The sequence below is a fragment of the Prauserella flavalba genome (assembly GCF_003202235.1).
Lineage (GTDB): Bacteria > Actinomycetota > Actinomycetes > Mycobacteriales > Pseudonocardiaceae > Prauserella_A > Prauserella_A flavalba.
The window spans coordinates 824,511-844,897 of record NZ_MASU01000005.1 but is presented as its reverse complement, the minus strand read 5'-3'; the positions used below and the strand labels follow the sequence as shown (position 1 = coordinate 844,897).

General features: G+C 72.0%; 14 protein-coding genes and 1 pseudogene. 8 read left to right on the top strand and 7 right to left on the bottom strand.

What is annotated here, in order from left to right; genetic code table 11:
• Positions 1-3: 3 nt before the first annotated feature.
• Both BA062_RS11370 and BA062_RS11365 read right to left on the bottom strand, forming a co-directional pair.
• Positions 4-810 (bottom strand): SCO1664 family protein, encoded by an 807-nt coding sequence (locus BA062_RS11370; RefSeq protein WP_110336008.1) that lies wholly within the window; start codon positions 808-810, stop codon positions 4-6.
• Between the two features lie 7 nt (positions 811-817).
• On the bottom strand, positions 818-1,399 hold the full coding sequence (locus BA062_RS11365; RefSeq protein WP_110336007.1) for a DUF3090 domain-containing protein: 582 nt from the start codon (positions 1,397-1,399) through the stop codon (positions 818-820).
• 85 nt (positions 1,400-1,484) lie between these two features.
• Here BA062_RS11365 and BA062_RS11360 point away from each other — a divergent pair, with 85 nt between their 5' ends.
• The 3 genes from BA062_RS11360 (at position 1,485) to BA062_RS11350 (ending at position 4,793) form a co-directional block, all read left to right on the top strand.
• Complete coding sequence (locus BA062_RS11360; protein ID WP_110336006.1) at positions 1,485-3,413, top strand: dipeptidyl-peptidase 5; 1,929 nt, start codon at positions 1,485-1,487, stop codon at positions 3,411-3,413.
• Positions 3,410-4,300: a S66 peptidase family protein gene (locus tag BA062_RS11355; RefSeq protein ID WP_110336005.1), complete on the top strand. Its 891-nt coding sequence runs from the start codon at positions 3,410-3,412 to the stop codon at positions 4,298-4,300. The genes BA062_RS11360 and BA062_RS11355 overlap by 4 nt, the downstream gene beginning before the upstream one ends.
• Positions 4,301-4,382: 82 nt before the next feature.
• A complete protein-coding gene (locus BA062_RS11350; protein ID WP_110336004.1) occupies positions 4,383-4,793 on the top strand; it encodes a TIGR03668 family PPOX class F420-dependent oxidoreductase in 411 nt (136 codons plus the stop codon).
• Here BA062_RS11350 and mptB read toward each other — a convergent pair.
• The 5 genes from mptB to BA062_RS11325 are packed head-to-tail and all read right to left on the bottom strand — an operon-like array spanning position 4,759 to position 11,736.
• The gene (gene mptB, locus BA062_RS11345) at positions 4,759-6,360 is read right to left on the bottom strand and encodes a polyprenol phosphomannose-dependent alpha 1,6 mannosyltransferase MptB (RefSeq protein ID WP_110336003.1); all 1,602 of its coding nucleotides are present in this window, start codon (positions 6,358-6,360) and stop codon (positions 4,759-4,761) included. The genes BA062_RS11350 and mptB overlap by 35 nt on opposite strands.
• A 14-nt stretch (positions 6,361-6,374) precedes the next feature.
• The gene (locus tag BA062_RS11340; protein ID WP_110336002.1) at positions 6,375-8,021 is read right to left on the bottom strand and encodes a dipeptide ABC transporter ATP-binding protein; all 1,647 of its coding nucleotides are present in this window, start codon (positions 8,019-8,021) and stop codon (positions 6,375-6,377) included.
• A complete protein-coding gene (locus BA062_RS11335) occupies positions 8,018-8,902 on the bottom strand; it encodes an ABC transporter permease (RefSeq protein ID WP_110336001.1) in 885 nt (294 codons plus the stop codon). Before BA062_RS11335 ends, BA062_RS11340 begins: the two co-directional genes overlap by 4 nt.
• Positions 8,899-9,921 (bottom strand): ABC transporter permease, encoded by a 1,023-nt coding sequence (locus BA062_RS11330; RefSeq protein WP_210406820.1) that lies wholly within the window; start codon positions 9,919-9,921, stop codon positions 8,899-8,901. Before BA062_RS11330 ends, BA062_RS11335 begins: the two co-directional genes overlap by 4 nt.
• A gap of 6 nt (positions 9,922-9,927) precedes the next feature.
• Positions 9,928-11,736 carry an ABC transporter substrate-binding protein gene (locus BA062_RS11325; RefSeq protein ID WP_168213924.1) on the bottom strand — a complete coding sequence of 603 codons (1,809 nt, stop codon included), beginning with the start codon at positions 11,734-11,736 and terminating at the stop codon, positions 9,928-9,930.
• Positions 11,737-11,856: 120 nt separating this feature from the next.
• Between BA062_RS11325 and BA062_RS11320 the strand changes: the two genes are divergently transcribed.
• The 5 genes and pseudogenes from BA062_RS11320 to BA062_RS11300 all read left to right on the top strand — a co-directional run bounded on the left by BA062_RS11320 (position 11,857) and on the right by BA062_RS11300 (position 20,315).
• Complete coding sequence (locus BA062_RS11320; protein WP_110336000.1) at positions 11,857-12,684, top strand: M55 family metallopeptidase; 828 nt, start codon at positions 11,857-11,859, stop codon at positions 12,682-12,684.
• A 14-nt stretch (positions 12,685-12,698) separates the two neighbouring features.
• A pseudogene (locus tag BA062_RS11315) lies at positions 12,699-14,020 on the top strand (M20/M25/M40 family metallo-hydrolase).
• Positions 14,021-14,053: 33 nt separating this feature from the next.
• Entirely contained in the window at positions 14,054-17,182 is a 3,129-nt protein-coding gene (locus BA062_RS11310) for a GH92 family glycosyl hydrolase (RefSeq protein WP_110335999.1), read from the top strand.
• Positions 17,179-19,329, top strand: a complete 2,151-nt coding sequence (locus BA062_RS11305) for an FUSC family protein (RefSeq protein ID WP_110335998.1) — start codon at positions 17,179-17,181, stop codon at positions 19,327-19,329. The genes BA062_RS11310 and BA062_RS11305 overlap by 4 nt, the downstream gene beginning before the upstream one ends.
• Positions 19,326-20,315 (top strand): malate dehydrogenase, encoded by a 990-nt coding sequence (locus tag BA062_RS11300; RefSeq protein WP_110335997.1) that lies wholly within the window; start codon positions 19,326-19,328, stop codon positions 20,313-20,315. Before BA062_RS11305 ends, BA062_RS11300 begins: the two co-directional genes overlap by 4 nt.
• Positions 20,316-20,387 lie beyond the last annotated feature (72 nt).

The following is a 20,387-nucleotide window of genomic DNA, read 5'->3' as shown; positions in this document are numbered from 1 at the left end:
CCGTCAGAACAGCGGCCAGGGAATCGCCCGCCAGTCGTCGCCCGGCGCAGGGAAGACGGGCTCCGCGAGGAGCTCGTCAGTGCGCCGGGCGACCGCGCGGACCTCGGCGCGCGTGAGGTGCGCGGCGAGCGTCTCCCCCAGCTCGTGATCCAGCGCCCAGCGCAGTTTCTGCAGCTTGTCCACCGACTCACCGGGCAGCGGATCGCCCACCCAGCCCCACAGCACCGTGCGGAGCTTCGGGTCGGTGTGCAGGCAGATGCCGTGGTCGACGCCGTAGATCCGGCCGTCACCGCCGGCGAGGACGTGCCCGCCCTTGCGGTCGGTGTTGTTCACGACGATGTCGAGCACCGCCAGGTCCCGCAGACCGGGATGGTCGGCGTGGGCGAGCACGGCGGGCTCCCCGAGGCGGTCGTGGGCGTGCAGCACCACGCGCCAGCCTTCCGGCAGGTCCTCGGGGGCGCAGACGTCGATGAGCTCCTCGTCCGTCGTCTCGATCCAGAGCTGCACCATGCCCTCGCCGAACGGTCCGTCGCGCAACACGGTCGGCGGCACGCTGCCCAGCTCGGCCGCCTCCGCGACCAGGTACGTCGCCACCTCCCGGCCCGCCAGCGTGCCGTCGGGGAAGTCCCACAGCGGGCGCTCGCCGTTCACCGGCTTGTACACCGCGTTGGCGCTGACGCCGTCGAGTTCGATGGTGCAGAACAGCGTGACGTTCGAGGCGTCGACGAGCCTGCCCTCGACGTCGATACGGCCGCGCGCGACCAGCTCCCTGGCCGCGGGGTCGGCCGGGTCCACGTGTTCTGCTGCCAACTCGGTGTCAGCTTTCGTCGTCGGTGAGTTCCGAATCCCGACGATAGCCGTTCTGGCGCGGGCAGATGTGTCCCGCGGGGTCGAGGGGTTCACCACACAGCGGGCACGGCTTGCGGCCCGCGTTGACCACGCGGTCGGCGCGCGCGGCGAACGCGCGCGCCGCGGCGGGGCTCAGGAAGACCCGCACCGCGTCGGGTCCCTCCTCGGTGTCGTCCAGCACCACCGTCTCGTCCACCTCGCCCTCGGTGATGGCGAGCAGCTCGATGACGACCGCCTTGCTCTCGGCGTCCCAGCCGAGCCCCATCGTGCCGACCCGGAACTCCTCCTCGACGGGGACGTCGAGCGGTTCGGTGTCGACCAGCTCGTCGGGGACCTCCTCCGGCACGTCGGCGCCGAAGCGGCTGGCGATCTCCTCGAGCAGCGAGCCGAGCCGTTCGGCGAGCACGGCCACCTGTTGCTTCTCGATGGTCACGCTGATCGTGCGGGTGGTCTCCGACGCCTGCAGGAAGAACGTGCGGTCGCCGGGTTCCCCGACGGTTCCCGCGACGAAGCGGTCGGGTTGACGGAAGACGTGTATGACGCGAGCCATGGCACTTACGACCCTAAGCCAACTTCGAAGATCAGGCTCGTCCGGGGCGAGCACTTGTGTCCCACGAGTCACATAAGCTGGAACGATGCCGGAGATCGCGCCGTACGGGAGCTGGTCGTCGCCCATCCAGGCCGCCGATGTCGCGACCGCGGGGGTCGTCCCGCAGTGGCTCGACGTCGTCGACGGAACCGTGTGGTGGGCCGAGGCGCGCCCCGCCGAGGGCGGCCGGGTGTCGCTGGTCAGATGGGTCGACGGCGCCGTGGAGGAACTGCTGCCCGCGCCGTGGAACGCCCGCAACCGCGTCCACGAGTACGGCGGCAGGCCGTGGGTCTCCGACGGCCGCACACTCGTCTTCACCAACTGGGCCGACCAGCGCGTCTACCTCCGGGACCTGGCCTCCGGCGAGGTCACGCCCCTCACGCCGGAACCACCCGAACGGCACGGCATCCGCTACGGCGACCTGCGGCCCGGCCGCGACGGCGAGGTGTGGGCGGTGCGCGAGCGCACCACCGGCCCCCGGCGTACCGACGTCGCCCGCGACCTCGTCGCGATCCCGCTCGCTGGAGGGGAGCCGCGTTCGCTCTCGGCGAGCCACCACTTTCTCACCGCGCCCCAGCTCTCGGCCGACGGCCGGCACGCGGCCTGGCTCGGCTGGAACCACCCTGCGATGCCGTGGGACGGCACCGAGCTGTGCGTGGCCGAGGTCCGCGAGGACGGCACGTTCGGAGACCACCGCGTGCTGGCCGGCGGACCGGGGACGTCGGTGTGCCAGCTGGAGTGGGAGGAATCGGGCACGCTGCTGGCGCTGCTCGATCCGGACGGCTGGTGGAACCTGCACCGCGTCACGCTCGACGGCGGGCTCACCAACCTCGCCCCCGCCGAGGCCGAACTCGGCGGTGCGCTGTGGAAGCTCGGCGCACGCTGGACGGTCCCGCTCGGGAACGGCAGGCACGCCGTGCTCGACTCCGGCAGGCTCGCGGTGCTCGACGAGGCCACGGGCTCGCTCACGCCGGTGGCGCCCGAACTGACCGAGTGGGCCACCTCGCCCGCGGTGTTCGACGGCGGCGTCGCCGGTATCGCCGCCGGACCACGGCGCGACGTCGCCGTGGTGCACGTCGACCTCGGCACGGGGGCCGTCACCGACCTGACGCCCCAGCCGCCGCTGCCACCCGCGGCCTACCTGCCGGTTCCGCAGGCGCGCACGTTCCACACCGCCGACGGCGAACCGGTGCCCGCCTACGTCTACCCGCCCGCCAACCCGGAGTTCGCGGCGCCGGACGGTGAGCTGCCGCCCTACGTCGTGCACGCCCACGGCGGCCCAACGGGGCGGAACTACCCGGTGCTGTCACTGGAATTCGCCTACCTCACCAGCCGGGGCATCGGGGTGGTGGCCGTGAACTACGGCGGCTCCACCGGCTACGGCAGGCGGTTCCGCGAGCGGCTGCGGGAACACTGGGGCCTCGTCGACGTCGCCGACTGTGCCGCTGTGGCCGGGGCACTCGTCGCCGAGGGCGCCGCCGACGGCGAGCGGATCGCGATCCGGGGTGGCAGCGCGGGCGGGTTCACCTCGGCAGCGTCCATGACCACCGTGCGAACCTATCGCGCGGCGACGATCAAGTTCCCGATCCTCGACCTCGAGCCGTGGACGGGTGATGGCGGCGAGACCCACGACTTCGAATCCCGCTACCTCGACGGCCTGATCGGCCCGCTGCCGGAGACCTCCGAGCGCTACCTGAAACGCTCCCCCATCAACAACATCGGCGCGCTCGCCGGCCCGGTGCTGCTGTTGCAGGGGCTTGAGGACGAGATCTGCCCGCCGGAGCAGGCGGAGCGGTTCGTGGCGTCACTGCGCGGCACCGGCGTCCCGCACGCGCACCTCACGTTCGCGGGCGAGCAGCACGGGTTCCGCAAGGCGGACACGATCGTCACCGCGCTGGAGTCGGAACTGGCGTTCTACGGCCAGGTGTTCGGATTCGCCACGCCTGGCGTGGCGCCGGTGGACCTGCGGCGGTGAGGACGGCGCTGCGTCCTGGTGACACGGTCGCGCTCGTGGCGCCCGCGGGTCCGGTGCCCGCCGAGCGGCTGGACGCCGGGGTCGCCGTCGTGGAGTCGTGGGGCCTGCGGGTGCGGTGCTTCCCCGGCGTGCGGGCGCGGCACCCGCAGCTGTCCTACCTCGCGGGCACCGATGCCCAGCGGGCGGCCGAGTTCCAGGAGGCGTGGCTCGACCCGGACGTCAAGGCCGTGATCGCCGCGAGGGGCGGCTACGGCTGCCACCGCATGCTCGGCACGGTCGACTGGGCGGCACTGCGCGCGGCGGAACCGACGCTGTTCGCCGGCTCCAGCGACACCACCGCGCTGCACGACGCGATCGGCGTCCACCTCGGACTGCCGACACTGTTCAGCCCGATGCCGGCGACCACGCACTTCGACGCCGAGGCCGCGGAGGGGTTGCGTGCGGCGCTGTTCACGCCCGACATCGTGCGCGTGCTCCGCGGACCGGGCGCGGAGACGCTCGTGCCGGGCCGGGCCCGCGGCACGCTCGTCGGCGGCAACCTCAGCCTGCTGGCCGCGGGCCTCGGCACGCCGGAGTGCCGGCAGGCGCGGGGTGGCATCGCACTGCTGGAGGACGTCGGCGAGGAGCTCTACCGGATCGACCGCCTGCTCACCCAGCTGGTGCGCGCGGGCTGGTTCGACGGCGTCCACGGCATCGCGCTGGGCTCGTGGACCGGCTGCGCCTCGCCGGAGTCGGTGCGTGCGCTGGTGCTGGAACGGCTGGGGCCACTGGACGTACCGATGGTGTGGAACCTCGGCTTCGGTCACCATGCGGGTGCCCTGACCGTCCCACTGGGAGTGCCTGCGCAGCTCGACGCGGACGCCGCGAGCCTGGTGCTGGACGACTGACCCCATCCGCAGTGAAGGCCACCATGCCTGCGTTCAACGCAGTGAAGGTGGCCTTCACTGCGGATGTGCCTACCCTGAGTGCGTGCGGTTGGACGAGCGGGAGGCGCGGCGCCGGTTCGCGGCCGCGCGGGTGGCCAGGCTCGCCACGGTCGGGCCGGAGGGCGCTCCGCACCTGGTGCCGGTGACGTTCGCGGTCGTGGGCGGCACGGTCGCGTTCGTCGTCGACGCCAAGCCCAAGAGCACCACGAACCTGCGCCGGCTGCGCAACATCGCCGCCAACCCCAACGTCTCGTTCCTCGTCGATCACTACGACGACGACTGGAACCGGCTGTGGTGGGTCCGCGCCGACGGCGCCGCGACCATCGTGCCCGAGGACGCCCGGTTGCTGGCGGCGCTGCGGGAGAAGTACCCGCAGTACACCGGACAACCGCCGGACGGACCGCTCGTGCGGACGGAGATCAGCGCGTGGCGGGGCTGGTCGGCTCGCCCGTGACCGAGGGCTCGGCGGGCCGCCTCGGTTCCCTGCGCCACGCCGCGATCAGGCCGAGCGGGTCGGGGCGCAGCAGCGACGCGGCACCGTAGAGGCTGGCCGCGATCACGATGGCGATGAACCACCAGTCGTAGAGACTCTGCTCGCCGGTCGGGTAGTACACGAGCACCAGGAACATCGAGACGCCCACCATCGCGGCCAGGTGCAGCCGCTTCCACGGGAACGCCGAGGCGATCACGAAGCCCCACGTGAGGTACCACGGCAGCGTCGGGGGCGCGAGGATCGCGACGGCGAGCAGCGACAGCGCCATCCGGAAGATCGCCTCGGTGCCGCCGTGCCGCGAGAGCCACCACTGCCGCACCAGGAACGCGGCGAGCGCGACCCACGCGATGCCGCGCGCCACGGTGACGAACGGCGATGCCTGCACGTCCACCACGACGTTGACGAGCGTGTAGAAGATCTCGCCGATGCCGGTCGGGAAGTTGAGCCAGTTCGCGATGATCTGCGGCGCCTGCAGGCCGGTGACCCAGCCGAGGTTGAACGAACCGAGCGACAGCCACGTGCCCACCACGAACACGCCGCCGAACACGGCCAGCGACGGCACGACCGCCTTGACGAAGCGCCGGAACAGGCTCTCCTCGGCCGGCATGTGGTTGGCCCACACCCACACCAGGAACGGCAGCGCTATCGCGGCGGTCGGTTTGATGAGCATGCCGACGGTCACGAGCACGACGGCGAGCAGGTGCCGCCGTTCCAGCGCGGCGAGCACGCCGAGCGTGAGCAACCCGAGCATCATCAGGTCGTTGTGCGGACCGCCGACGAGGTGGATCACCATCATCGGGCTGGCGACCGCGAGCCACATCGTCACCGGCAGCCTGCCGCCGAGGTGCTTCACCAGCCTCGGCAGCGCCCACAGCATCGCGCCGAGCCCGACGAGCAGCACGAGCCGCGTCACGATCACACCGAGGATCATGTTGTTGCCGGTGAACGACACGATGCCCTTGGCGACGAGCAGGAACAGCGGCCCGTACGGCGCGGGCGTGGTCTGCCACAGCGGGTGCACGTTCTGCACCACGTCCGGCAGCGTGTCCAGCGCGGCGGGGCCGTAGGCGTAGGGGTCGAGCCCGTGCAGCAGCTGCGCACCCTGCCCGAGGTAGGAGAAGACGTCGCGCGTGAACAGCGGCGGCGCGACGAGCAGCGGCACCATCCAGCACAGCGCGGCCACGACGACGGGCCTGGCGCCGATGCGCCCGGCGAGCGCGTAACGGCCGAGCCGGACCCACGCCCACACGACCAGCCCGAACCCGGCGTACAGCAGCACCGTGGCGAGCGCCTTGCCGTGGCCGTACCGGATCCACGACAGCGGGCCCGCCCCGAGCACGGGGTCGCGGACGAGCACACCGGCGGCGCCGAACGAGGCGAGCAGGACCAGGACGCTGCCCACGACACCCATCGCGATGGTGCGGTACGGGAACCGCGCGGGCTCACGAACATCGGCCAGCGCCGCTTCGGCAGCAGGCCGGTCCGCGTCGGTGCCGGGGTTGGGCACGGGGTCTGTGGTGGTGGCCATGTCGAGCTTCGAGGTTACACACCGCGTTCGAACGCACGCGCCATACCCGTCGGCAGTGCGGCGAGCAAGGACTTCGTGTACTCGTGCCGCGGTTCGAGCAGCACCTGCTCCACCGGGCCCACCTCGACGAGCTCGCCCCGGTACATCACGGCCACGCGGTCGGCGATGTTCCACGCGAGGCCGAGGTCGTGGGTGATGACGAGCGCGGCGAGGGCGAGCTCCCGCCGCAGGCGCAGCAGCAACGCCAGGATCTCGCCCCGCACCGACGCGTCGAGGGAGGTCACCGGCTCGTCCGCCACCAGCACGCTGGGCCGCAGCGCGAGCGCGCCGGCGATGACGACGCGCTGCCGCTGCCCGCCGGAGAGCTCGTGCGGCAACCGGGACAGGTAGGTCTCCGCAGGTCGAAGCTCCGCCGCGGTGAGCGCCTCCAGCACGAGCGAGCGCTCGTCGCCAGTGATCCCGTGGATGCGAGGTCCCTCGGCCACGGCCTCGTAGACGGTGTGGCGTGGGTTGAGGGCGCTCGTCGGGTCCTGCAGCACCAGCTGCGCCTGGCGGCGGTACTCCTTCAGCCCGGCCGACGACGTGGGCACGAGCCTGCCGTCGTAGAACACGGAACCCGCGGTGGGCCGTTGCAGCCCGAGGAGGGCCCGCGCGAGCGTGGTCTTGCCGGAACCGGACTGGCCGACGAGGGCGACGATCTCGTCGCGGCGCACGTCGAGATCCACTCCCGCGACGGCGTGGACCACCTCGCCGTGACGATCACGGAACGTGACCTTGAGGTCCCGTGCGGCCAGCAGCCCTGGCGCTTCGGCGTCGGGCGCGGCCCGGTCCGGCTCGGGCGGCAGCGGGTTCGTGGTGGCCGGGGCGAACCGGGAGGCCGGGTCACCGACCGTCGGGAAGGCCGCGGCGAGCGCCCTGGTGTGCTCGTGCCGGGGCCGCGCCATCACCTCGTCGCCGGGTCCCTCTTCCACGACCTCGCCGCGGTACATCACGGCGATGCGCCGGCACGTCGCCGCGAGCACCGACAGGTCGTGGGTGATGAGCACGAGCCCGATGCCGCGTTCGGCGACGAGCTCGCCGAGCAGCGCGAGCACCTGTGCCTGCACGATGACGTCGAGCGCGGTGGTGGGCTCGTCGGCGAGGATCAGCCTCGGTTCGCACGCGACCGCCATCGCGATCATCACGCGCTGCTTCTGGCCGCCGGAAAGCTCGTGGGGGTACGACCGGGCCTTCGCCGGGGGCAGGTCCACCTGGTCGAGCAGTTCGGTCACCCTCGCCCGCACTTTCGCCTCGGGCAGGTCGGTGTGCAGGCGGATGGGCTCGGCGATCTGCTCGCCGACGCGGCGCACCGGGTTGAGCGCGTGCATGGCGCCCTGGAAGACCACCGAGGCCGACGACCAGCGCACGGCCCGCAGCCTGCCCCAGCGCATGGTGGTGACGTCCTCGCCGTCGAGCAGGATCTCTCCGCTGACCTTCGCCGACTTGGGCAGCAGCCGCAGCACACTGAGCGCGACCGTGGACTTGCCGGAGCCCGACTCCCCCGCGATGCCCAGGGTCTCACCGGGTTCCAGTGCCAGGTTCACGTCGCGGACGGCCTCCACCTCGTCGCCACCGGTGGAGTACGTGACGCCGAGGTCGCGCAGTTCGAGCAGTGGACTCATCTTCCCGCCTTCAAGCGCGGGTTGAGCACCGTCTCCAGTGCCCGCCCGACGAGGGTGAACGACAGCACGATCACCACGATCGCGAGCCCAGGCGGCAGCAGGTACCACCAGGCGCCCGCGGTGACCGCGCCGGAGGACAGCGCCGTCTGCAGCATCGAGCCCCACGACACCGAGGTCGGGTCGCCGAGGCCGAGGAACGACAGCGTCGACTCCGCGATGATCGAGCTGCCGACGACAAGGGTGGTGTTGGCGAGCACGAGCGGCAGCACCGCGGGCAGCACGTGTTTGCCGATGAGGTGGGCGTGCCCGCCGCCGAGCGCCTTGGCGCGCTCGATGTAGGGCCTGCTCTCGATGGTGAGCGTCTGTGCTCGCACGAGCCGTGCCGTCGAGGGCCACGACGTGACGCCGATGGCGAGCACGATGGTCCAGATCCCCTTGGTGAGCACGCTCGACAGCGCGATCGCCAGCACCAGCGAGGGCAGTACCAGGAAGAAGTCGGTGACGCGCAGGAGCACGGCCGACGGCCACCCCTGGAAGTGCGCGGCCACGATGCCCACGAGCGTGCCGATGAACACCGACAGCACCGTCGCAGCGAAGCCCACGAGCAGCGACACGCGCGCGCCCCAGAACGTCAGCAGGAGCACGGAGCGGCCGTCGACGTCGGTGCCGAGCCAGTACTCGCCCGACGGCGGCTGGAGCGGGGTGCCGGTGGCGCTGATGACGTCGAGCCCGCTCTCGTCGGTGATCAGCGGGGCGAGCACGGCCAGCACCACGATCGCGGCGAGCACGCACAGCCCGGCGAGCCCGCCGCGGTTGCCGCGGAACTCCCGCCAGAGATCTGTCGCGGCGGTGCGGCGCCGCTGCCACGCCGGTGACGTCATGCCGCACGCACCCTGGGGTCGAGCACGCGGTAGAGCAGCTCGGCGAGCAGGTTCATGACGATCACCGATCCGGCCAGCACGACGAACACTCCTTGCAGCAGCGGCAGATCCGGTCCTCGCAGCGCGTCGTAGGTGAGCAGCCCGAGCCCGGGCCACGAGAACACGGCCTCGACGGTCACCGTGCCTGAGACGACCATGCCGAACTGCAGGAAGACGAGCGTGACGGCGGGCAGCAGCGCGTTCGGCACGGCGTGGCGGCGTCGCACCAGGTCGTCGCGCAGTCCCTTGGCGCGCGCGGTGGTCAGGTACTCCGAGCCCATCTCCTCCAGCAGCGAAGAGCGCATCACGAGCATGTACTGGGCGTAGATCACCGCGAGCAGCGTGACGCAAGGCAGGGTCAGGTGCCAGGCGACGTCGAGGGTCTGGGCGAGGAAGCCCTCCGGCAGGTCCGGCGAGCGCATGCCGCGGCTCGGGAACAGTCCCTGCGTGGCGATGAGCAGCAGGAGGCCGAGCCAGAACTGCGGTACCGACCAGAGGGTGAGGGCGACGCCGGTGTGCACGCGGTCGAACGCGCTGTCGCGCTTCCAGGCGGCCCGGATGCCGAGCCACATGCCGAGCGCGACGGCGAGCACCGTCGCCGTGCCCACCAGCAGGACCGTGGGCCACAGCCGTTCGCCGATCATCGTGGCGACCGGGCGGTTGTAGAGGTAGGACGTGCCGAGGTCGCCGCTGAGCAGCCCGAGCGCGTAGTCGAGGAACTGCCGCCACAGCGGCTCGTCCACGCCGAGCCGTTCGCGCAGCTGGGCGAGCTGCTCCGGGCTGGTCGGGCGGTCGCGGGTCATGGTGGCCACCGGATCGCCGGGGATCATCCGGAACAGCAGGAACCCGAGCACCATGACGAACACCAGGCTGGCGAGCGCGCCGCCGGCCTTCCCGGCCACGAACCGGGCCGTGGAGGTGCCGGCGCGGCGCTCGTCGAGGTCGGCGGCGGGCGGGCCGCCGGTCGTGCTGGTGGTCAAGGCCGGTTACTCCCGGTCCTCGGCGGGCGTCCTGCGGCGGGCGAGCGCCGTGCCGCCGCCGACGAGCAGCAGCAGCGCCCCGGCGCCGATCGCGACCCACGCTCCGGCCGGCAGCCCGGTGTCGCCGCCCGCGCCGCCCTCGACGGGCCGGACACCGTAGAAGCCCCAGTAGCCGGTCTGCTCCATGATCTGCCCCTCGCCGTTCGGCTGGCGGACGAACCCGGTGAACCGGTCCGAACGGTAGGCCTCCAGGACGTTGTCGTAGTCGAGCACGAGGCTCGGCGCCTGCTCGTAGTAGCGGGCCTGCGCCTGCCGGACGAGCTCGGCGCGCTTGTCCTTGTCGAGTTCGGCGGCCTGCCTGGCGTACAGGTCGTCGTAGGCGGCGTCGCAGAAGAACGCGTTGCTACTGCTGCTGCCGGAGGCCGCGGGCAGGCTCGCGCACGTCTGCTTGCCCAGGATGTAGTCGGGGTCGGGGTTGGTGCCCCAGCCCGACAGCGCGAGGTCGTAGTGGCCGGACGAGGTGGTCTCGTCCACCTCGTTGTCGGACACCAGGTTCTTGGTCACGGTGATCCCGATGTCGCCGAGCCAGCCCGCGATGTAGTCGCTGGCGCGCAGACCGTAGTCCTCGCTGGAGCGGGCGGTGAGCCGGAACTCGAGCTTGCGGCCGTCGGGCCCGGCGCGGACGCCGTCGGGGCCCTTGCGGTAGCCGGCGGCGTCGAGCTCTCGGCCGGCCGCGGCCGGGTCGAACGTGTACCTCTTCCCGGCGGGCGGCGTGTAGTGGAAGTCGGAGTAGATGGGCGGGACTAGGCCGCCGGGCAGCTCGCCGTAGCCGCCGAGCACCTTGTCCACCAGAACCTGTGGGTCGATGGCCTTGGCGATGGCGCGCCGCACGCGGACGTCGCGCAGCGCGGGGTGGCCGTCGCCGATGGCCTGGCCCTCGATGTTCTCGGCGCCGGGGTTCATCAGCAGCTCGCGGTAGCGGCGGCCGGAGGCCTGGTTGGTCTCGATGCCGTCCTCGCCCTTGAGGCTGTCGAACTGGGCCTGGGTGAGCCGGTTGACGAAGTCGACCTCGCCGTTCCTGAGCGCGGCCACGGCGGCGTCGGCGTTCTCGAACTTGACGAACTGCAGCTCGTCGATCTGCGGCGCGCCGCGCCAGTAGTGACGGTTGGCCTTGAGGGTGACGATCTCGTTGGGCCGGTACTCGGAGATCAGGAAGGGTCCGCTGCCGACGCCGACCACGTCGACGCTGTCGGTCTTCGGGTCGGCCATGTCGTCGATGCCCGACCAGATGTGCTCGGGCACGATCGGCACGTCGAGTGCCGTCATGCTGGCCTGCGGCTTCTTGATCTCGACGACGAGGGTGCGCAGGTCGGGCGCGGTGACGCGTTCGAAGTTCTCGACGTAGCTGCCGTTGGCCTCGGCCGCCTTGGGGTCGCTCATGATGCGGTTGAAGGTGAACGCGGCGTCCTTGGCGGTCACCGGTTCGCCGTCGGACCACGTCATGCCCTCGCGGATGGTGAACGTCCACGTCAGCTTGTCCGGCGAGGTGTTCCAGCTCTCGGCGACTCCCCCGGTCGGTGTGGCGTCCTCGGCGGAGGGCAGGGTGAGGAACTCCCACGCGAAGCGGCCGATCATGGTGCTGGACGCGAAGCTCGCGGTGAACGGGTTCAGGTGGTCGATCTCCTGGACGAGCGCGACGCGCAGCACCGTGCCGGACTGGGCCTGCGCGGGCGGGGAGAGCGGCGCGGCGACCAGGAGCGGAACCGCGAGCACGGCGAGCGCCGCTCTCGCCCGGCGCAGACGACTGAAACCCACTGTGCACCCCTCGTTGCTGTCTGAGATCCCGAAGCGGAAAAGTAACCACTTCCCGCTTCGTCGTGTCAACGATTTGCCGAACCGAATGCCAACCCGTGACCGACGCAGTAGGTTTGCCCCATGCGGATCATGGTCTCGGCGGACATGGAGGGCGCCACCGGAGTCACCTGGACCGACGACGTGGTGCCGGGAACGGAGCAGTGGCAACGGTTCCGCCGGCTGTTCACCGGCGACGTCAACGCCACGATCGCAGGCCTGTGTGACGCGGGCGCCGGCGACGTACTCGTCAACGAGGCCCACTCGTCCCAGCGCAACCTTCTGCTGGAGGACCTGGATCCGCGGGCGCGGATGCTCACCGGGCGGCACAAGCCGCTGTCGATGATGGAGGGCATCGATTCGGGCGTCGACGGCGTGGTGTTCCTCGGCTACCACGCGGGCGCGGGCTGCGACGGCGTCCTGTCGCACACGTATCTGCCGAACCAGATCACCGGTGTGTGGCTCGACGGCGTGCCCGCCAGCGAGGGCAGGCTCAACGCGGCGCTGGCCGCCGAGTACGGCGTGCCGGTGCTCGTGGTGAGCGGCGACGACAAGACCGTGGAGGAGGCCCGCGACTACGCACCGGACGCCGCGCTGGTGGCGGTGAAGGAGTGCGTGAGCCGCTACGCCGCGATCTGCAGCCCGCCCTCGGTGACGGCGGCGCTGCTGACCGAGGCGGCCGCTCAGGGCATGAAGCGCGCCGGGCGGGTGGAGCGCGTGACCGGCGCGCACCGGGTCGAGGTCGAGTTCGACGCCAGCCACCTTGCCCAGGCGGCCGCGGTGGTGCCCACGGTCGAGCAGACCGGGGTGCGCACCGTGGGCTTCGACGCGCCCGACATGACCGAGGCGATGAAGGCGTTCAAGGTGGTCACCGCGATCGCGGACGGCGCGGTGCAGGGCAAGTACGGCTGAGCGGGCGAGGCGCGATGAACACCGACCTGACCGACCAGACCGACACGGTGGAGCTGTGCGCGAGGCTGATCCGCTTCGACACCACCAACCACGGCAACGGCGACTCCGAGGCGAGCGAGAGGCGGCCGAGTTCGTGGCCGGGGTGCTCGCCGCCGCGGGCGTCGAGTCGCGCACGTACGAGTCGGCGCCGCGCAGGGCCAACGTCGTCGCGCGGGTTGCGGGTGAGGACCCGTCCCTGCCAGCCCTGCTCGTGCAGGGCCACCTCGACGTCGTCCCGGCCGACGCGGCGGACTGGAGCGTCCACCCGTTCTCCGGCGAGGTGCGCGACGGCTTCCTGTGGGGCCGGGGCGCGGTGGACATGAAGGACTTCTGCGCGATGGTGCTCTCCGTCGTGCACTCGCTCGCCGCCACCGGCCGGCGCCCGCGCCGGGACCTCGTGCTGGCGTTCGTGGCCGACGAGGAGGACCAGGGCGGCTACGGCGCGCACTGGCTGACCGCGAAGCACCCGGAGCTGTTCGCGGACTGCGCGGCGGCGATCAGCGAGTCGGGCGGCTACAGCTACCACGTGCGCGCGGCCGACGGCAGGCCCGTGCGGCTCTACCCCATCGGCACCGCCGAGCGCGGCACGGCCCACCTGCGGCTCACGGCGCGCGGCCGCGCGGGGCACGGCTCCCGCCGCAACGACGAGAACGCCGTGGTGCGGCTGGTCGACGCGTTGCACGCGCTGGCGGCGCACACGTGGCCGGTGGTACTCACGCCCTCGGTCCGGGCGTTTTTCGAACGCACCGGCGAGGCGCTCGGCGTGGAGATCGACCTCGCCGACATCGACGGCACGCTCGCCCGGCTCGGCCCCGCCGCGGGGCTGGTGGAGTCGACGGTCCGCAACAGCACGACACCGACCATGCTGCAGGCCGGGTACAAGGTGAACGTCATCCCCGGTATCGCGCACGGCCTGGTGGACACCCGCGTGCTGCCGGGCACGGAGGAGGGGATGCTGGCTCAGGTCGACGCGCTGCTCGGCCCTGGCGTGGAACGCGAGTTCGTGTCGCACCAGCCCGCCGTGGAGGCTCCGGTGGACTCGCCGTGGTTCGACGCGATGGCCGCGGCCCTGCGGGCCGAGGACCCGGAGGCCGTGGTGGTGCCGTACTGCATGGGCGGTGGCACCGACGCGAAGGCGTTCGCCCCGCTCGGCATCGACTGCTACGGCTTCGCCCCGCTGTGGCTGCCCGAGGGCTTCGCCTATCGGGCGATGGCGCACGGCGTGGACGAGCGCGTGCCCGTGGAGGGCCTGCGGTTCGGGACGCGGGTGCTGGAACGCCTGCTCGTGTCGGTCTGAGCGGCCACCCCGATCGGCACTACGGTGACTGACGTGGTGGCCACCGAGTTCTACTCCTCCTTCGAGGACGGCGACCCACAGCCGGGCACCGGCCAGCGCCTGCACACACACGTCGGAGCCGGCCCCGTCCGCCCGCTCGCCGCGACGGCAGGCGTCGGCTTCACCGGCGCCAGGGCGCTCCACTACGCGACGGAGGTGACCGGTCCGGCCCGCGCGGGCCTGTTCACCGTGGACGTGCCGGTGGCCGAGCACACCGAACTGTCCTACGTGGTCTTTCCCGAGTCGGACGGTGCGCCGCCGAGCTACCGGAGCACCTTCGTCGGCGTGGACCTCGAGTTCACCGACGGCACCACGCTCGGTGAGCTGGCGCCGCACACGCGAGCGCGTGCGCGGGGTGAGTCGAAGGAGCTCTACCCGGACCAGTGGAACCTGGTGCGCGTGCCCGTGGGCGCGGTCGCGGCGGGCCGCACCGTGCGGGCGATCGTGCTCGTCACCGACGTGCCCGGTGACGGTCCCGAGCTGACCGGGTGGGTCGACGACGTCCGCCTCGCCCACCGGGAACCCGTGCCCGGGGAGCCCGTCGAGTACGTGCGCACCACGAGGGGCACCCACTCCAGCGCCCGGTTCTCGCGGGGCAACTGCCTGCCCGCGACGGCGGTGCCGCACGGCTTCAACCTGTGGACGCCGGTGACCGACGCCCGTGCGCTCGACTGGATCTACGAGTACCACTCCGGGAGTCCTCCGGCGTTGCAGGCGCTCGCACTGAGCCACCAGCCGAGCCCGTGGGTCGGCGACCGGCACACGTTCCAGGTGATGCCCGGCATGGGCGAGGTGGTGACCGATCCGGCGGCGCGGGCGCTCGCGTTCTCGCACGACGACGAGATCGACCGGCCCCACCACTACGGTGTGCGGTTCGCGTGCGGCATCACCGCCGACCTCGCGCCCGCCGACCACGGCGCGATCCTGCGGTTCACCTTCCCGGGCGAGGGCGGCTGGTTGCTCTTCGACAACGTCCGCAACCGGGGCGGGCTGCGCGTCGACGTCGCGAACCGCACGGTCACCGGGCACACGTGGGTGCGCAGCCGGTCGTCGGCAGGCGCGCGCCGGATGTTCCTCCACGCGACGTTCGACGAGCAGCCCAGCGGTGGTGGCCGCGACCGCAAGCCGTTCTGGCGCACGGTGACCGGTCACGTGAGGTTCACGGCACGCGAGGTGACCATGCGGATCGCCACGTCGCTCATCAGCCTCGAGCAGGCGCGGCGCAACCTGGAGCTGGAGGTCGCCGCGCCGCTCACCTTCGCCGACGTGCGCGACCGGGCGCGGGAGGCATGGCGGGAGCTGCTGGGCCGGGTCGAGGTCGAGGGCGCCACCGACGACCAGCTCACCACCCTCTACTCCAGCCTGTACCGGTTGTTCCTCTACCCGAACTCCGGGCACGAGAACACCCCGCGCGGCCTGCGGCACGCGAGCCCCGTGGTGCGGCGCCGGTGGCCCAGCACCCGCACACGCACCGGGGCGAAGGTGCTCGACGGGCCGATGTCGGTGAACAACGGATTCTGGGACACCTACCGCACCACGTGGCCCGCGCTCGCGCTGCTCACCCCGCGCCGCTGCGGCGAGCTGATCGAGGGGTTCGTGCAGCAGTACCGCGAAGGCGGCTGGATCGCCCGCTGGTCGGCGCCCGGCTACGCGAACTCGATGGTGGGCACCAGCTCCGATGTCGCGTTCGCCGGCGCCTACCTCAAGGGCGTGCGCGGGTTCGACGTGCGGGCTGCCTACGAGGCGGCCCTGCGCAACGCCACCGTCGCCCCGCCAGACCGCGCCGTCGGCCGTCAGGGCCTCGCCGAGTCGATCTTCCTCGGCTACACGCCACTGTCCACGCGGGAGGGACTGTCGTGGGCGCTGGAGGGCTGCGTCAACGACTCCGGCATCGCCGCGCTCGCGCGCGCACTCGGCGACGAGGACAACGCGCTCTACTTCGCGAGCAGGGCGCGGAACCACGTGCACCACTTCGACGCGAGGAGCGGGTTCTTCCAGGGCCGCAGGGCCGACGGCCGCTGGCGCCACGAGCCCGGCACCTACGACCCCGCCGAATGGGGTCACGACTACACCGAGACCAACGGCTGGAACACCGCGTTCTCCGCACCACACGACGGCGAGGGACTGGCGGCCCTGCACGGCGGGCGCGCGCGGCTGGAGTCCACCTTGGACCGGTTCTTCGCGACGCCGGAGACGGGGCTGCGCGCCGGGTCCTACCACAAGGTGATCCACGAGATGACCGAGGCACGCGACGTGCGGCTCGGCCAGTACGGGCACTCGAACCAGCCGTCACACCACATCCCGTACGTCTACGCCCACGCGGGCGCGCCCGCGAAGACGCAGCGCATCGTGCGCGAGGTGCTGCGCCGCTGCTACCTCGGCAGCGAGATCGGGCAGGGCTACGCCGGCGACGAGGACAACGGCGAGCTGTCGGCGTGGTACCTGTTCGGTGCGCTCGGGTTCTATCCGCTCGACCCGGGTGGCACCCGGTACGTGCTCTGCTCCCCCCTGTTCCCGAGAGCGGTCGTGCATCTGGAGAACGGCAACGACCTGGTGATCAACGCACCGCGCGCGAGCGAGCGGGACATGTACGTCCAGGGCGTGCGCGTCGACGGCGAGCCGCACGACTCGCCGTGGCTCGACCACGACGTGCTCGCTGCGGGCGCGGTGCTGGATGTCGAGCTGGGCCCGGAGCCGAGCGGCTGGGGCACGCTGGGCACGGAACCGGAGCCGCCCGCCCCGCTGCGCGATCTGCCGGGCCCGGCGCGCTGCCTCGACGGCACCGACGTGACCGCCCTGCGCGACGACACCAGCCGCACCGAGGTCACGTTCTCCTCCGCGACCCCGGTACTCGACCACGTCGCCCCCGCACCGGCGACGGTGCGCTGCTACACACTGACCTCCGCGGGCCGCGAGGGCGACCCGCGCGCGTGGGTGCTGGAGGGCTCGGCCGACGGTACCGAGTGGACGGTGCTCGACGCGCGCCGCGACGAGACGTTCCCCTGGCGCAGGCAGACCCGGGCGTTCCGCGTGGCCGAGCCGAGGGCGTTCCGCCTCCACCGGCTGCGGATCACGGAATCCACCGGGCGGTTGCGGCTGGCCCAGTGGGAGCTGCTCGCATGATCGCGACCGCGCTCGACCGGCTGCGCGCCTCCGACCCCGGGCTGGTCAGGCTGCGCTCCGCGGCGTCGGCGGTGCTCGGCATCGGGATCGCCGCGGTCACACTCGTCGCGCTCGGCCAGCCACTGATGGTGGTGCTCGTCGGCGCCATCGCGGCGATGATGTCGGCGTTCACGGTGAACGACCCCGAGCCGGGACAGCAGGCCGTGACGCTGGCGCTGGGGTTCGCGGTCGGCGCCGCCGCGCTCACCGCCGCGAGCCTCGGCCAGGCCGCCCCACCGCTGGACGGCATCGTGTTCGTGCTGCTGATCTTCGTGGCCGTGTACGCGCAGCGGTTCGGACCGCGGGGCATCGCGCTCGGTTCGCTGGCGTTCTTCCTGTTCTTCTTCGCGATGTTCCTGCAGACCAGGGTCGGCCAGGTGCCGGTGCTCCTGCTCGCACTCGCGGTGGGCCTCACCGCGAACGCCCTCGTGCGGTTCGTGCTCCTGCGGCGAAGGGCGGAGCGGGAGCTGCTCAGCGTGCGCAAGGCGTTCCGCGCCCGGCTCGGCGCGGTCGTGCGCGCGGCCACCGCCCACCTCGCCTCCGGTGGCTCCGCCCGCAGCGACAGGCAGCTACGCCGGGCGGGCGACCGGCTCCACGAGTGCGTGCTGCTGATCGAGGACACCGCAGAGGACGTGATCGACCCGGCGGCGGCCGCCCTGCTGCGCAGGCGCGCCATCGAGGTCGAGCTGGCCGTGCAATGGCTCATGATCACCACCCGCCGCACGTGCGCCGACCACCTCGAGGAGGCCGTCCGCGACGACCTGCTGGCCCGGCTGCGGCGGCTGGGCTCGCTCATCGAACGCGACCCGCGCGAGCTGCCCGTGATCAGCGAGACCGACGAGTTCAGCAGGCTGCTCGTGGAGGGCAGCAGGCTCAGCGACCAGCCCCGGCCCGGTGACGAACTGCGCAGGGCCACGGCCGAGCTCGCGCTCGCCGACGTCAACGCGCAGCGCATCGCCGAACGCGACTACTCAGCCGAGACCGAACCGCCCGACCCGGAGGAGCCCGAGCGCACCAGCGTGTTCGCCTGGGACAACCGCACGCGCAGCGCGCTGCAGGCCGTGCTCGGCGGCGGGCTCGCGGTCGTCGGCGGCGAGCTGGTGTCGCCCCAGCGCTGGTACTGGGCGGTGCTGACCGTGTTCGTCGTCTTCCTCGGCACGTCGAGCGCGGGCGCCACGCTGGTGAAGGGCGCCCGCAGGCTCGCGGGCACGCTCGTCGGGATCTTCGCCGGCGCACTGTGCGCGCTGCTCGTCACCGGCAACACCGCGGCAACGATCGTGCTGATTCTCGTGTGCGTGTTCGGCACGGCGTTCGTGGCCCGCGTTTCGCAGACCGCGATGGCCTTCTTCATCACCACCATGCTCGGCCTGCTCTACAGCCTGCTGGGCACGTTCAGCCTGGAGGTGCTGGGCGTGCGGCTGGCCGAGACGGCGGTGGGCGCGCTCGCGGGCATTCTCGCCGCCGTGGTGATCGTGCCGGTGCGCACCAGGTCGGTGATGCTCGACGACGTCGCCGCGGCGCTGGAGGACCTCCGCGAGTTCGTGGTGCAGGCCGACGCGCTGCTGACCGGGCGGGAGAACGTCAACGTCATCGAGCTGTCCAGGGAGCTGGACCGGTCGGTGGAGCGCCTGCGCACCACCGTCGAGCCGCTCACCCATCCGATCAACGTCCGCGGCGCGCGCCGCGACTACGGCTGGTACGTGCTCAACACGCTCGAGGCCATCGCCTTCCGCACCCGCAACATCGCCGCCAGGGCCCAGCCAGGACTGCTCGCGCTGGACGAGCGGCTGCCCACGCTGACCGGACGGCTCACCGGCAACATCGACGTGCTGCTCGACGCCGTCGGCGGCGGCACCGAGCAGCGGGTGCTGGCCGAGGCCGGAGACACGCCGCCGGGTGAGCTCGCCGACAGCCCCCAGGCCAGGACCGTCCTGTCGAGTCTGGGCAAGCTCGACGAGGCCGTGCTCGCGCTCGGCAGGGCCTTCGACGTGGAGACCACCTCCGCCGCTCAATCGGTACAGGTGAGGCGACGCACCCACCCATCCGGAGCAGCGGCCGATAACATCCCCGATACAAGAACAGAACCCGTCAGCAGGAGAACGTTATGACCCAAGCCCCTGTCAACGTCACCGTCACCGGCGCTGCCGGCCAGATCGGCTACGCGCTGCTGTTCCGCATCGCGTCCGGTCAGCTGCTGGGTCAGGACACTCCGGTGAAGCTGCGGCTGCTGGAGATCCCGCAGGCGGTGAAGGCGGCCGAGGGCACCGCGCTTGAGCTGGAGGACTGCGCGTTCCCGCTGCTGGCCGGTGTGGACATCTTCGACGACGCGAAGCAGGCGTTCGAGGGTGTCAACGTCGCTCTGCTGGTGGGCGCCCGCCCGCGCACGAAGGGCATGGAGCGCGGTGACCTGCTCGAGGCCAACGGCGGCATCTTCAAGCCGCAGGGCGAGGCCATCAACGCCGGCGCCGCCGACGACGTGAAGGTGCTCGTGGTGGGCAACCCCGCCAACACCAACGCCCTCATCGCCCAGTCGCACGCGCCCGACGTGCCGGCGGAGCGGTTCACGGCGATGACCCGCCTCGACCACAACCGCGCGATCGCGCAGCTGGCGAAGAAGCTGGGCGTCGCCGTGTCCGACGTCAAGAAGCTGACGATCTGGGGCAACCACTCGGCGACCCAGTACCCGGACATCTTCCACGCCGAGGTGGGCGGCAAGAACGCGGCCGAGGCCGTGAACGACCAGGCGTGGCTGGCCGACGAGTTCATCCCCCGCGTGGCCAAGCGCGGCGCGGAGATCATCGAGGCCCGTGGCGCGTCGTCGGCGGCGTCCGCGGCCAACGCGGCCATCGACCACGTCTACGACTGGGTCAACGGCACCGCCGAGGGTGACTGGGTCTCGATGGGCATCCCGTCGGACGGCTCCTACGGCGTGCCGGAGGGCATCATCTCGTCGTTCCCCGTCACCTGCAAGAACGGCAAGTACGAGATCGTCCAGGGCCTGGAGATCGACGACTTCTCCCGCGAGCGCATCGACGCCTCCGTGCGCGAGCTCACCGAGGAGCGCGACGCCGTCAAGCAGCTCGGCCTCGTCTGAGCGCTTCCTGACCGGCCCCCAAGGCCACCTTTGTTGCGTTGAACGCAACAAAGGTGGCCTTGGGGGCCTTTT